The 14,211-nt window shown below is 36.1% G+C and carries 11 protein-coding genes; 10 read left to right on the forward strand and 1 reads right to left on the reverse strand.

Annotated features, from left to right (window positions below; translation table 11 throughout):
* Window positions 1–594 precede the first annotated feature (594 nt).
* The 4 genes from E0W73_RS08905 to E0W73_RS08920 all read left to right on the forward strand — a co-directional run bounded on the left by E0W73_RS08905 (window position 595) and on the right by E0W73_RS08920 (window position 4,236).
* Entirely contained in the window at window positions 595–2,304 is a 1,710-nt protein-coding gene (locus E0W73_RS08905) for a tetratricopeptide repeat protein (RefSeq protein WP_135221733.1), read from the forward strand.
* Window positions 2,305–2,430: 126 nt separating this feature from the next.
* Window positions 2,431–2,892 carry a hypothetical protein gene (locus E0W73_RS08910; protein WP_135221734.1) on the forward strand — a complete coding sequence of 154 codons (462 nt, stop codon included), beginning with the start codon at window positions 2,431–2,433 and terminating at the stop codon, window positions 2,890–2,892.
* A 57-nt stretch (window positions 2,893–2,949) separates the two neighbouring features.
* Complete coding sequence (locus tag E0W73_RS08915; RefSeq protein ID WP_135221735.1) at window positions 2,950–3,177, forward strand: hypothetical protein; 228 nt, start codon at window positions 2,950–2,952, stop codon at window positions 3,175–3,177.
* A gap of 108 nt (window positions 3,178–3,285) precedes the next feature.
* Window positions 3,286–4,236: a hypothetical protein gene (locus tag E0W73_RS08920; protein WP_135221736.1), complete on the forward strand. Its 951-nt coding sequence runs from the start codon at window positions 3,286–3,288 to the stop codon at window positions 4,234–4,236.
* 6 nt (window positions 4,237–4,242) lie between these two features.
* On the opposite strand, the gene E0W73_RS08925 is transcribed toward E0W73_RS08920, so the two are convergent.
* Window positions 4,243–5,277 carry an SDR family NAD(P)-dependent oxidoreductase gene (locus E0W73_RS08925; protein WP_135221737.1) on the reverse strand — a complete coding sequence of 345 codons (1,035 nt, stop codon included), beginning with the start codon at window positions 5,275–5,277 and terminating at the stop codon, window positions 4,243–4,245.
* Window positions 5,278–5,510: 233 nt separating this feature from the next.
* On the opposite strand from E0W73_RS08925, the gene E0W73_RS08930 reads away from it, so the two are divergent.
* The 6 genes from E0W73_RS08930 (at window position 5,511) to E0W73_RS08955 (ending at window position 14,209) form a co-directional block, all read left to right on the forward strand.
* Window positions 5,511–6,515 (forward strand): SDR family oxidoreductase, encoded by a 1,005-nt coding sequence (locus E0W73_RS08930; RefSeq protein WP_135221738.1) that lies wholly within the window; start codon window positions 5,511–5,513, stop codon window positions 6,513–6,515.
* Between the two features lie 31 nt (window positions 6,516–6,546).
* A complete protein-coding gene (locus E0W73_RS08935; protein ID WP_135221739.1) occupies window positions 6,547–6,753 on the forward strand; it encodes a DUF2188 domain-containing protein in 207 nt (68 codons plus the stop codon).
* A complete protein-coding gene (locus E0W73_RS08940) occupies window positions 6,740–6,961 on the forward strand; it encodes a hypothetical protein (RefSeq protein ID WP_135221740.1) in 222 nt (73 codons plus the stop codon). The genes E0W73_RS08935 and E0W73_RS08940 overlap by 14 nt, the downstream gene beginning before the upstream one ends.
* 219 nt (window positions 6,962–7,180) lie before the next feature.
* Entirely contained in the window at window positions 7,181–7,756 is a 576-nt protein-coding gene (locus E0W73_RS08945; RefSeq protein WP_135221741.1) for a hypothetical protein, read from the forward strand.
* Between the two features lie 3 nt (window positions 7,757–7,759).
* The gene (locus tag E0W73_RS08950; protein ID WP_135221742.1) at window positions 7,760–9,880 is read left to right on the forward strand and encodes a cation:proton antiporter; all 2,121 of its coding nucleotides are present in this window, start codon (window positions 7,760–7,762) and stop codon (window positions 9,878–9,880) included.
* A 129-nt stretch (window positions 9,881–10,009) separates the two neighbouring features.
* Window positions 10,010–14,209, forward strand: a complete 4,200-nt coding sequence (locus E0W73_RS08955) for a T9SS type A sorting domain-containing protein (protein WP_135221743.1) — start codon at window positions 10,010–10,012, stop codon at window positions 14,207–14,209.
* The last annotated feature ends 2 nt before the right edge of the window (window positions 14,210–14,211 follow it).

Below are 14,211 nucleotides of genomic sequence, written 5' to 3' on the forward strand. Positions count from 1 at the left end.
TGATTAACTAAATAATAAGCAGGGACAAAAGAAGGACAAATTAAAACGCATAAAAAACACAATACGCTAATTTATAAGCACTTATAAAAACAATCTATCAAGGACTATTATTCAAACCTCGCAGGAATGCGAATTTTATAGTTTTGAAGACAGTCCACAACATTATTTTCTTCAAATTCGAAGACATCGAAATCTTTTCTACGAAAGTAAATTGATGCCAATACTATTTATTTAGAAATTCATCCGTTGGGTGTAATTAAAAAATAAAAGCATTTTAACACATAGAAGCATAGTTTTTTGTACCGAAAAAAGAAAATGGAAGAAACAAGTTTCCACACATAGCTAAACTATGTGCATTTAGACTAGTGAAACGCCTTTTTTAAGTTTAGTTAAACTATGTTTCTATGTGTTGAAAATAATTTTCACCCAACGAGTTAGAAATTCATGAGAACAAGCTTTATTTAGCGTGAGAAATCTTCTACTTTAAAAAAACTTTATGTTTATCAATTAAAATAATTTAAAGTGCCAGCTGATTTTTCTAAATAAAAAAATTATTTTTTGTTAGTTTAGCTGCCTCAAAAGCCCCAAATTCAAATGATTTCTTGCGCAAAAAAAATTAGATTCTTTTTTGTTTTATCTGCCATTGTTTTTTTTGTTCCGTTGCGTGCTCAAAATGTATCCGTCGCTTCGACTGCTACGATTAAAGATATCGAATCTCTAATCATCAAAGAGAGCGGCGCTAAAAAAGATACAGTCGAACTCAAAAAACGTTTGTCGTATTTAGAAAAATCGTCCTCCAAGAAATCACAAATTTTATACGCTGCATTGCTTGCAAATGGCTACGCTGCATTCTTTGACAAAATAAATAGCCAAAGTGAGTATTATTATCTTAAATCTATTGAAGAAGCCAAAAAACTAAACGATACCGCTCTCATTATCTGGACTCAACTCAATTATTGCAAATACTTATATTTCTATTGCCAGATTGATAGACTTATTCCGATTGTGCTCAAAACAATGGACCAAAGCAATCAGATAAATGCATTAGAAATGATTCTACCCGACGAAACTTTTAAGTTCTTCGGATGGATTATGTCTACGGTCGAAGACGATTCTGCTATCAGTTATTATAAAAAATCGATGCAGTACATGGAAAAAACCTCTTCTGAATCTGCTGGTGTTTTAAATGCGATCGGAAACTGTTATTTCAGAAATGACAATTTACCAAATGCCCTTCATTATTTTAATCAATCTGAAGCCATCGCGCTAAAAATAGGCGACACTGTACGATATGCAAAAATACTGGGAGACAAGGCATTGGTTTACGAAAAGAGAGGAAACTTAAAAGATGCCGTACGCTTTTTAAAACAAGATATTTTGTATTCTCAAAAATTTAAGATTGAGAAGAATGAAATGTACGCATCTATTTTGCTGGCTAAAATTCTTTTAAAGTTAAAATACACCATTCAAACTGAAAAAGTTTTAGAAAGAGCTGGACAAATTGCGAGTTCAAAATCTTATTACAGAAGTTCATTAAAAGAAGTAATTGAACTAAAACTTAGTGTTTTAAATGGCAAAAATCCGACGAAAGAGTTGCTTTTGAGACGCCAGCTCAAACAAATTGAAGAATATCTTCTCAACACCAACGGGAATACTGTACTACAAAAATCCCATTGGCTTATCCAGAAAAAGAAATATGAAAATGATACTGAAAAAATTCGTCTAAAACTCGAGGAACAAGAAAGAACGGAGAAAATTTATATTCTAATAGTTGTTTTTACTATCTCAGTCAGCTTTATTCTTTATTATATTTTAAATAAAAAACTGAAGCACAAAAGAATAAAAATTCAAAATGACCGAATGTTATTTGAGCAAAAGCTTAACGATGCTAGCTCTGATCTAAATCACTATGCTGAAAATCTCAAAAACAAAAACAGGCAAATCTCAATTTTAGAAAATAAGCTTGAAGAAATAAAAAATGCTGCTTCGACACCATCTGAAGAAGAAAAAACAAGGCTTCGGGAACTACTGAACTCGCACTTGATGACAGACGAAAACTGGAATGCGTTTAAGCGAGAATTCATAAGACAGCACGGCTATTTTTATACAACCTTAATCGAAAATTTCCCCGAATTAAAAGAATCGAATCTCAAGATAATAATGCTTCAAAAGCTAGACCTTAGCAATTACGAAATGTCTAACTTATTGGGAGTTACAGTCGACGCCATCAAAAAAAACAAGCAAAGGCTAAAGAAAAAATTAGGAGAGCGATATGATTTATTGTTTGAAATTATAGATAAATAATTCATTTGCAAGCATCTGACCAAGAAAAACGTCGAGATTCTAGCGAAAGCTGTAACATTCTGCTTATATTATGTAACACATTTGCTGTAGTGTAACATAATTTTGAGTGTCACTAAACATACAGCTATGAAATTCTTTTTTACACTTTTAATACTTATTCTTTCGTGCTCTTGCCAACAGAAGAAAAATGAGAGCAGCAACAATAGAATCTCAACTCCCCATTCTGCGGAAATCAAGAAAGACAAGCAGATAGGCGATACACTCTTTTTAGATTTTAAAAATCAGAAAAATAAATCCATAACAGAAGGTTTTATTGATTCCCTTCAAACTAGGATATATATCAAATTTCAAAATGAATATTCCAGTCATTTAATTGGAAAGATTATCACTCCTGAAGAAAAAGCCAATATTCGTTTTAACCAGATTATTTTTCCGGATAAAACTTCAGACGGCCCCTTTGGAAAAGACCTCAACATAGATGCTACACAAAAAGGCAGTTATGTTTTAGTAGTCGGACCTTCGCAGATGGCCGAAAATCCATATTGGGGAAAATTTCAAGTACAACTAGAAAGTTCAAAAATCGATTAATCGACTCCATTTTGGGCAACGGTTAGTAAAATTATATTCAACTTAAATATCTTCCAAATGAACGATTTATTACTTCAATTTGAATCTGAACTAAGAGCCTTTATGGAGTTTCGTTACAATGCTTCAGGCGAACAGGATACCGTAAAAAGATTTAACGAAACCGAAAAAGCAGTCTTCGAATTTGTAGACAACTATCTGCTGAATTCCCCAGATCTGATTGCGGCAGATGTAGAACGCTCTACCCAAAATATTATTAATGAGTTTATAGATTCGAAAATCAAATAATTATCGGGTAGAAAACAAGGTGGGAATTGTGTAACGATTTGATGAAATCTTGTAAAACACAAATTTTCTTAATTAACAATTTTGAAGAAATTTTTTACATCATTAAAAATGAAAAGAATTGCCCTAATCTTATATTTCATTTTTCCAACGCTCAGCTTCTCGCAGGAACAAATTAATGATCCAAAAGTTGCATTTGCGATTGAGACCTATGCTTTCTTAAAAGGGCAAAATGCCGCTCTAGAAAAGGTAGCGGTGCAATTTCCGCAACTAAAACCCAACGTTGTTGCTACAGAAAAAAACTTAAAATCTGCATTTGGAGAGGCAGAAAACAACATTCAGGAGTTTTTGCAGGAAGAACTCAATAACATGCAGCTAGATGCTCTTCATAATCATATTAATTTACTCTTAGAGCAACAATTCTCAAATCCGATTGAGAAAGAAAAATACGCTCATGATTTGCTTTTGACGCTAAAAGAGCGATCCAATTATATCAATAATGAATCGGTATCTAAAGGAATTTTGTCTTTTAAATATGACGATGCACCGCATGAAGAAATTACAGATGGTCACGTAGATTTTTTTACGACTAAAAACCATCCCAAAGCAGAACAAGTTTCCTTAAGAATTCCGGTACCCAAAAGCTGGCTTGCCGAAGAAGCCGAGATGCCAGAAACGATTCAGCAGTTTACCAGTTTTTATGGAAACGGAATAGAAAAAATACTCATTTTGGTCTATGACTTGCCAAAAGAACTGCAAGACATGAAACTCACTGAAAAATCAATCTCGTCACTCCTACCTCCAGAAACTAATGTGATACGCACCGAACCACTTCGTATAGACGATGTGCCAGGATTCATGATCGAAGTTGAGGAATCGATAAAACATCGAAATGAAAATATGAAAATCAGAATGCTGCAGTTCATGTTTATACAAGATCAGAAACTGTATTGTCTTCAAGGAAGTATTGGCCCTGCCGAACCAGAAGAAGACCTCGGATTTCAGATTAAAAAATACGAACCTTTATTTCGCCTTATTGCTTCAAGGACAGAAATTGAGTAAGCAATATTATTTGTTTCCTTTTTTCTTTCTTTTCTTATATTCTTTCATTCTCTCATCTGCCCCATCATCTATACCTCTGCCCTCTGCAGTTGGCTCGTAAAGCGAACCTTGCGTATTGGGAGCTTCAGGTCCCATTTCAATTTGGTATTTATGAGACATATTGCCTCCAAACCATTCTGAAAATCGAGGAAACACATTAGCGCTAAAAGAAGCAACCTGCGCTTTTCCTCCCACTGGCACAATTTTCTTTGGTCGTAAAGATTTTCGCAGAACAGCATTTACCACTTTTTCGGGCTCGTCCATCATGCCCATTTTTGGCTCGACACCGGTATAATTTGCGGCATGGCGCCAGATAGGCGTATCTACTGCCCAAGGCTCGATGGTAACCACTTTTATTTTATCATAGCCGTTTAGACGTAATTCCTGAGACAATGAAAGACTCAAACTGCGAACACCCGCTTTGGTCGCTGCATAACTGGTTTGATATGCTAGAGGAACTTCGCTCATTACAGACCCGACATTAATCAGCACTCCTTCTCCTTGCAGTATAAATTGTTCTACGGCAGTCCTGCTTCCATAGAAAAAACCTTTTAGATTAACGTCTATTATACGCATCTGATCTTCCATCGGAATTTCCCAAAAGCGTCCCATGGCAGTCACTCCAGCCATATTAATCCATACATCTATTTTAGAATATTCTCTTAATGCGGCATCTCTAACTCGCTGCACATCTTCTTGCTTGCTGATATCCATTGTAACCACAACAGCATTACCGCCAGATTTACGAATTATGTTGGCTACTTCTTCTAATAAATCGGTCCTGCGCGCCGCCAATACCACATTGGCCTTATATTTTCCAAGCTGTTCTGCAATGCCGCGTCCCATACCGCTTGATGCTCCAATAATTACGTAGGTTTTAGACGAAATTTTCTTTTGTCCGGCCGAGCCAACTTTCCATGTTGAACAGCTTGACGTTAGAATAGAAAAGAACAATAAAACGGCAAATGATTTAAAAATCCCTAAAATATATTTTATTCCCATGAGGTTAAAGTGTTATCTGATACTGAAAATACGAGTAATCTGATTTTTCAGCTTATATCATTTTGAAGTTCGATTTCAAAATTTCAATTTTTGAAAAGCTAATTATTATCCTCTGATAATGAATACCTTATAAATACTGTGCGTAATAATATAAAACTGCATCAATGTGGCTCCTTACTTTTATTGATGATTAATACACTGAAATACAGCAACAAATTTCAAATATTATTACTATGGATAATAAAAATAGCATTTCCCGACGCTCGGCAATTACCGGTATGGGAGCCATCTGTCTTACTACTGCATTTACTCCAGTACTAGGAGCCGATTTTAATATCGATGAGACCTCAACAGCTTCATATCCAGAAGATCCAAAAACAAAATATCCGCGTCCTCCTTTTAAAGAACAAAAACAGCCTTGGCCAGGCTTGGTCAGCAAAATGGACCCGCGTCCTGATCATGGAGAAAAAAGCTACAAAGGTTCTGGCAGGCTTAAAGGACGAAAAGCACTTATAACTGGCGGAGACTCTGGTATGGGAAGAGCAGCGGCAATTGCTTATGCCAGAGAAGGTGCCGATGTAGCCATCAACTATTACCCAACAGAAGAAGAAGATGCAAAAGAAGTTATCCAGCTGATAAAGGCCGAAGGAAGAAAAGCCGTTGCGATTCCCGGAGATCTAAGAGATGAAAGCTTCTGCAAATCTTTGGTTGATCAAGCGGTAAAGGCTCTTGGAGGTCTTGATATTGTGATAAATAATGCGGCTAGACAACAGACCCACGAATCGATTCTCGATATTTCGACCGAAGATTTTGATGCGACCATGAAAACAAACATTTATGCTCCATTTTGGATTATAAAAGCAGCGCTTCCTCATTTAAAGCCAGGCTCTTCTATAATAGGAACAAGTTCTGTGCAGGCATATGCGCCCACAGAAGATTTATACGATTATGCACAAACAAAAGCGGCAACAACAAATTATATTAAATCTCTTGCTAAGCAACTTGCCCCCAAAGGCATCAGGGTAAATGGCGTTGCGCCGGGACCAGTTTGGACGGCTCTACAGGTAAGCGGTGGTGCTACTATGGAAAAACTCAAAAATTTCGGATCTCAGACTCCGATGGGAAGACCCGGCCAGCCTGTAGAATTAGCCTCAATCTATGTACAGCTTGCTGCAGAGGATGCAAGTTATGCGACTGGACAAATCTATGGCTCAAGCGGTGGAGAAGGAAACCCGTAAATTTATAAACACTAACTAAACAACTCAAAGTATGCCTTGGTATAACGGAGATTATCCTCCATCCTATAAAAACCAGCCCAAAGAAACAAGGGAAAAAGCTGTGGAAATAGCCAATGCCTTGCTTCTTGATGGTGCTGAAGAAGGAGTCGCAATTGCAACAGGACTAAAACAAGCACGTGAACTTTTGAAAAATCATAAAGAACAAAATCATAAAACTGATAATTATGGAAACGAATAAAGATAAAAACGAAAATCAGCAAGACGACACCAATCAAAATGCAAACAGTGCCTACAGCGGTTCTGGCAGTATGCAACCCGGAGGAGGCCAAGGAGAAGCCGGTCGCCTGAACGATTATCCGGAAGAGGAAGCAACTGACGAAACAAAAAATCCAGAAGGAAAAAGTATTGAAGAGGCAACAGATCCATCAAAATTGGATAAACTCTGAATTTGCTGAGCTGATTTCAAGCGAAATTTAAACTTTACAAAGGTCCTAATCTAAGATTAGGCCTTTTTTTATGCTTTTATTTTAAATGAATCGTACAGTAGGTTTCTGAAGCGTAATGCAGATTATTCTGTAAAGAAATGTTAAAAAAGTGTCTAAAAAGATTTCAATACTTTGAAGCCTCGTGATATTTTAATAACTTGAAGTATAAATCCAAATACTATGTCTATTACAAGAACTATACTACTATTAACAATATTACTGATAGCCTCCTGCACCGGCAGAAAAGAAAAAGACCTTGAAGCCCGAGAACAACAGCTTCTTTCACGAGAAAAGGAATTTTCTGCCAAAGAAGAAGATTACAAAAATCTGCTTAAATTCCGCGACAGCGTGCTTTTAGAAGACTCTATAAAATCGGATACCGCTTACTCTAGAGTTTGGCCAGACAGCCTTAAGGGAAGCTGGAACGGAAGATTAATTTGCAGAGAATCTTCTTGCAGCACCTACGTAATTGGCGATCAGCGCACCGAAAAATGGATTTTTGAAAATGACAGCCTCGGCCCCCTCGTAAAAATTTTGGACAACAACAAACTGAAACGAATTCTTCGTGCCGAATATATTTCGGACAAGGCAGAATTAAGCTTTACGCCAGACAGTATGGCTTCGGGCAACGTTAAAATCAATGCGGTTCTGGACAACTTCAGCAGCAAAGTGATCAAAGGCACCCAAACTCTTACTGGACGAGACGGCTGTCTCGTAAAATTTTCAATCGAACTTTCTTCTGCTTCAAAAAAATAAATCATGTTTCTTAGCATACAGCATATTTCATTTCCTCTCGAAGATCCTTTATTAAAGTTTCTTCTTGAGCTTATCATCATCCTCTGCATACCTTTGCTTCTCAATAAAATCAAAGTACCGCATCTCTTGGGGCTTTTGATTGCAGGCGCCGCAGTGGGGCCAAATGGTTTTAACATTTTAGCACGAGACAGCAGTATTGTAGTAACCGGAACTACAGGACTGCTTTATATCATGTTTCTGGCTGGGCTAGAAATTAATATGGGCGACTTTAAAAAGAATAAATGGAAAAGCATCACTTTTTCATTATACACCTTTGCAGTACCATTTATTTTAGGATTGGTCGGAGGTTATTATATCTTAGGATTCAGCATGCTGAGTTCGGTGCTTTTTGCCAGCCTTTTTTCATCCCATACGCTAATTGTCTACCCTATGATAAGTGCGCTCGGAATATCACGTAATCTGGCTGTAAATATAACAGTTGGTGGAACCATGATTACAGATGTACTTTCGCTTGTGGTTTTGGCTGTTGTCGTTGGTATGTCGCAAGGAGATGTCGGAACCGCTTTTTGGGTAAAACTTTCTATGTCAATGATTCTTTTTGTATTGATTGTGCTGCTTGTTTTTCCAATCATCGGACGATGGTTTTTTAAAAATGTGCAGGACAAGATTTCGCAATATATTTTTGTGTTGGTAATGATTTACATGGCCTCTCTACTTGCTGAACTCGCAGGAGTTGAAGCTATTATTGGAGCCTTTTTTGCCGGTTTGGCGCTCAACAAGCTGATTCCTCATACCTCTTCACTAATGAACAGGGTCGAGTTTGTTGGTAATGCCATTTTTATACCTTTCTTCCTGATCAGTGTTGGTATGCTTATTGACTTTAAGGCATTCTTTAAAAGCTATGAAACACTCGGTGTTGCCTCTATTATGCTGATTGCTTCTATTGGCGGTAAATATCTGGCCGCAATAGCGACACAAAAGACCTTTAAATTTACTAAAGACGAGGGACGAATAATATTCGGCATGAGCGCGGCATCGGCAGCGGCAACTCTTGCCTCTGTGATGGTCGGGTACAACATCATTCTGAGTGAAAACGAAGCGGGAGAACCAGTTAGATTATTGAATGAACATGTTCTTAACGGGAGCATCTTACTGATTCTCATTTCGTGTACGATATCCTCATTTATATCTATGGCTTCTGCCCAAAAGATAGCAGAAAAGGAAAAGGAAAGTACAGTATCGGGAGAAAGTGAAGAAAATAATCGCATTTTATTGACACTCAGCAACGAAAATACTGTCGAAAAAATGATAAACCTCGGACTTCTCATCAAAACAAAAACCAGTAAATCTGATATTGCGGCGGTCAATGTTATTAATGAGGAAATAAACGAGTCTTCTTCTAAAAATGCAGAAATGCTATTGGATTCGGCAGTCAAAATGGGAGCCGCCGCAGACAGCAAAATTATTCCGATTATAAGGCATGATAACGATGTGGTAAAAGGGATCAGCAATGTTATAAAAGAACAAAACATCTCAGACCTTGTCATTGGACTAGAAAACGAAAAAGGCTTTTCTGCTTCTTTTATTTACAATCTTCATAAAGGTTATCTGCAAAACAAGAAAAGCAATGTCATCATTTATCATGCTGCACAACCAATAGCAACTGTAAAAAGTTATACTGTCCTGATACCATCTGATGCCGAAAAAGAACCGGGTTTCTTTCATTCGTTGCTTAGAGTATGGAATATCAGTAAGAATTCGGGCGCCGAAATGTTTTTTTACGCAACTGCTAATACAATAAAGATTTTGGAGCGCATTGTTAAAAAGGATCCTATCGAAGCGCATTTCAATATTATTAATTATTGGAGAGAAGCAGAAAAAGCCGCAATGTCTATCAGCAGTAATGAAGGACTTATTATCGTAATGGCCGACAGAGGAATGAAATCGTATTTTGACCAAATGAGAGAAGTTCCGGAACTGCTTAACGCTAATTTCAGCTCCAATAATTATTTGTTGATTTATCCTTATACAGCTGTAAATGAAACCGAAATAGAAAAACGCTCAGTCAGCAATCATGATGATTTTGTTGAAATCGGAAAAATGATCAGCCGTGTTTTCAAATGATTTAAAACATTAAAACAGCTTTTTAGAATAAAATTCTAAATTATTTTCCCGTATAAAAATCACTATAAATGATGATTTTTAAAAATCCGATAAATTGTAAAATTGCGGTGCTTTAAAAATCAATCATTTATGAAAACTAAATTGCTATTACTCATATTCCTTTCGCTAGGATTGAATGCTTTTGCGCAATATACCAGTATTCCCGATACCAAATTTGAAGAAAAGCTGATCAGTTTGGGAATTGATGATGTTGCCGATGGAAGAGTATTGACCTCAAAAATCAATACGCTTAAAATATTAAATCTTCGAAGCAGTTCTATTAAAAATTTAACTGGAATTCAAGATTTCATTGCTTTGACTGATCTGCGTTGTGATTCTAACATTCTAACCACTGTAGATTTCAGTAAAAATACAGCTTTGACCAGTCTGAATTGCGACAACAACCAATTGACGGCTTTGGATTTGACCAAAAACACGGCTTTAAAAGATCTTAGTTTTTCCGTTAATAAAATTACCTCAATAGATTTAAGCAAAAATACGGCCTTAACTAGTATAACAGTTTATAACAATCCGCTTGCCGCATTAGACCTCAGTAATAATACGGCTTTGACATATTTGAGTTGCTGGAATAATAAACTAACTAATCTTGACGTCAGCAAAAATGTTGCTCTACGGAATATCAGATGTGATTATAATCCGTTGACTAAACTAAATCTCAAAAATGGTAAAAACACGCTTTTAACCTCCGTAAATTTCGCTTACAATAGAGATCTTTCTTGCATCATTGTTGACGATGTAGCTTATGCACAATCTAAATGGGGCAATCAGGATGATGTATATGCTTTGTTTACACCTTATGATTGTTCGCTTATCACTCCCATTCCCGATGCTGCATTTGAAGACAAGCTGATCGCTCTTGGAATCGATACCGATGGTAAAAACGGTGTGGTATTAAATTCTAGTATTACCTCTATAACAGCATTAAATGTTTCTAACAGTGCAATTGCGGACCTTACTGGTCTTGAAGGATTTACTGGTCTAGTTTCCTTAGACTGTTCCAATAATTCACTGAAAAGCATCAATCTTTCTAATGCAAAATCTTTTACTACTTTAGACTGTACAGGAAATGCCTCTCTTACTTGTATTCAGGTTGCTAATATCGCTCAGTCATCGACTAATTGGAGCGTAAAAAAAGATGCCGCAGCCAATTTCAGCTTAGATTGTAATGCATATACCTTAATTCCTGATCCTAAATTTGAAGACGAATTAGTACAACAAAAATTTGACGATGTTGTAGATGGAAAAGTACTGACTTCAAAAATAAATAAAATAAAGTCTATTTATATTTCTAGCAACAGCGTTCAAGATTTAACTGGAATTCAAGACTTCACAGCACTAACAAGTCTCGAATGCGGCTTTAATCGATTGAGCAGTTTAGATTTAAGCAAAAATAAAGAGCTCACAGTTTTGAGATGCGATAATAATTCACTTAAGAGCTTGGATTTAAGTAATAATACTAAATTGAACACGCTGAGCTGTAGATCAAATCAGCTAACGATACTCGATATAAGCAAAAACCCAAATATATCGTTTTTGGATCTCGCTTACAATCAGCTTAGCAGTTTTGACGTAAGCAAAAATGCGAATTTAAGTTACCTTAATTGCAACGGTAATAAATTGAAAAATTTAGATCTTAGCAAAAACATCGAAGTTTACTTCTTTGATGGTACTGGCAATAGACTCGAAAGTTTAGATTTAAGTAAAAATACAAAGTTGCGTTCACTTTTTTTTACGAACAATAAATTGACAACTCTAAACCTAAAAAACGGTAATAATAGCAAGTTAAACGCCTTAGATTTTTCTGAAAATCCTTTCCTTGGCTGTGTCAGTGTCGATGATGTGACCTATGCCAACGCCAACTGGTCAGAAAAAAAGCAGACTCATAATTATTTCACTGCTACTGAATGCTCGATGACAACCCAAATTCCGAACAATGCTTTTGAGGACAAACTTATTGCACTTGGTATCGATACCGATGGCAAAAACGGATTTGTTTTAAATTCCAGCATTAATACCATTTCAACATTAGATATCTCCAATAGTTCGCTTACCGATGTTCGAGGTTTAGAAGGATTTACAGCATTAAAAACTTTAAATGTTTCAAACAATGCACTGGCTACTATTGATCTTTCAAAAAATAATGCATTAACTACATTAAATTGTGCAAACAACGCAACACTAACCTGTATTATGGTTGCTGATATTGCTGCTGCTAAAAAGTGGGCAACAACCAAAGATGCCAAGGCCGATTTTAGTCTAGATTGCAGAAATTATACACTTATCCCAGACGAAAATTTCGAGGCAAAATTAATCTCTCTAGAATTAGATGATGTAAAAGATGGAAAAGTATTGACTTCGAACATTAATGCTGTAAAATATTTAACAATCTACTCTAGCTCCATCAAGGACTTAACCGGTATTCAAGATTTTGCGGCTCTGGTTAGCCTTACATGTAATGATAATGAAATCACTAAATTAGATGTAAGCCAAAATAAGAACCTAAATTATCTCTACTGTCCGAACAATCAAATTACTTCTTTTGATTCCAGCAAAAACTCATTACTAGAAACATTATACATCAACAGCAACGCTCTGACTAAACTGGAGGTTAATCCAGAAATAAAAGAAATAAGATGTCAGAACAATCAAATAACAAGTCTGGATCTAAGTAAAACCACGCAACTAAACAGCATTTACTGCAGCAATAATAAACTTACGAGTTTGAATTTGAAAAACGGCAAAAACAATCTGCTCTCGTTTCATAATTTTACCAATAATCCAGACCTTTCTTGTATTATTGTCGATGACCCTGTTTATTCTTATAATAGATGGAGAAGTTCTAAGGATGCTAATGCTTTTTTTACAAATTTAGGATGCTCAGATGTAACTGGAATATACGATTCTTTGTTTGAGGACAAACTAATTGCGCTTGGTATCGATACCGATGGCAAAAACGGGACTGTTCTAAATTCCAGCATTCAAAAAATCACCACTTTAGATGTTTCTAATACCTCAATTACAAATCTGTCAGGAATACAAGGTTTTACAACACTAACAACTTTAGAATGCGGTAAAAACAAATTAAAAACATTAGATGTTAGCAAGAATACGGCACTGACTTCTCTAAACTGCAACGAAAACCAATTAACGCAGCTAGATATTAGTAACAATGTGTCTTTAACCAACCTTAAGACATCTTCTAATCAGCTGACTAGTTTAGATGTAAGCAAGAATACCGCATTAACGCATTTAGATTTCAGTACCAATAAAGTAAAAGCTATAGATTTGACAAAGAACAAAGCCTTGATTCAGGTAATCTGCAATGCAAACCAATTGACATCGCTTAACGTTAGCGAAAACAAAACCCTGACGGCTTTAAATTGTTCTTCTAATGTATTAGAAAGCCTGAATTTAAAAAACGGAAACAATAAGAACTTTACAGTAGCTGCCATAAATTTTACAGGCAATCCAAGTTTGAGTTGCATCAGAGTTGATGATAAAGCATATTCAGACACTAACTGGCTTGCTGCAAAAGATGCATCGGCTGCTTACAACACTAGTTGCGGATTAAGTCTTCCGCCAAATAATTTTACAGTTCAGACAAAAGGAGAATCGTGCCTCGGACAAAACAATGGTGAAATAAACATAAAAGCTCTAGAAACATTGGCCTACACGGCAAGCATAAACGGACAAACGAAATCTTTTACCAACAATACATTAAATGTTGCAGGATTAACACCTGGTAATTACACCGTAACGATTACCATTCCTGGAGAAATTTTTGAACAAAGCTTTAATTTGGTTATCCCTAAAGGAATCACCATCACCGGAAAGTCTAGTATTTCATCAAAAAAAGTAAATGTCGAAATTACAGACGGAACAGCTCCCTATACGGTTTTTGTAGACGGCGTCGAACAATTCCAAACCGATGATTCGAGCTTTTCGCTCACAGCAAAAAATGGCAGTCTATTGGAAGTAAAAACTGCAAAAGCTTGTGAAGGAAGTTACACAGAAGATATTTATGGTTTGGATTTGGTTGTGGCAGCTTATCCGAATCCAACATCTGGAGCTTTCGAAATAGACTTGCCTTCTTCTAAAAAAGAGGTGGTGATAGAAATAATTGCTTTAGACGGTCGAGCGGTTTCAAACCAAAAATACAGTTTAGAAAACGGAACAGTTCAGTTAACGCTAGAAAATCAGCCAAGCGGTATTTACGTTGCGAAAATTCATCTAGGCTCTGTTAAAAATGTCAAAATCATAAAAAAATAAAA

This window comes from Flavobacterium foetidum, assembly GCF_004634245.1.
Lineage (GTDB): Bacteria > Bacteroidota > Bacteroidia > Flavobacteriales > Flavobacteriaceae > Flavobacterium > Flavobacterium foetidum.

Coding starts and splice junctions, on each gene's coding strand:
- E0W73_RS08905 (WP_135221733.1), top strand. CDS start 595: ATGATTTCTTGCGCAAAAAAAATTAGATTCTTTTTTGTTTTATCTGCC.
- E0W73_RS08910 (WP_135221734.1), top strand. CDS start 2,431: ATGAAATTCTTTTTTACACTTTTAATACTTATTCTTTCGTGCTCTTGC.
- E0W73_RS08915 (WP_135221735.1), top strand. CDS start 2,950: ATGAACGATTTATTACTTCAATTTGAATCTGAACTAAGAGCCTTTATG.
- E0W73_RS08920 (WP_135221736.1), top strand. CDS start 3,286: ATGAAAAGAATTGCCCTAATCTTATATTTCATTTTTCCAACGCTCAGC.
- E0W73_RS08925 (WP_135221737.1), bottom strand. CDS start 5,277: ATGGGAATAAAATATATTTTAGGGATTTTTAAATCATTTGCCGTTTTA.
- E0W73_RS08930 (WP_135221738.1), top strand. CDS start 5,511: ATGGATAATAAAAATAGCATTTCCCGACGCTCGGCAATTACCGGTATG.
- E0W73_RS08935 (WP_135221739.1), top strand. CDS start 6,547: ATGCCTTGGTATAACGGAGATTATCCTCCATCCTATAAAAACCAGCCC.
- E0W73_RS08940 (WP_135221740.1), top strand. CDS start 6,740: ATGGAAACGAATAAAGATAAAAACGAAAATCAGCAAGACGACACCAAT.
- E0W73_RS08945 (WP_135221741.1), top strand. CDS start 7,181: ATGTCTATTACAAGAACTATACTACTATTAACAATATTACTGATAGCC.
- E0W73_RS08950 (WP_135221742.1), top strand. CDS start 7,760: ATGTTTCTTAGCATACAGCATATTTCATTTCCTCTCGAAGATCCTTTA.
- E0W73_RS08955 (WP_135221743.1), top strand. CDS start 10,010: ATGAAAACTAAATTGCTATTACTCATATTCCTTTCGCTAGGATTGAAT.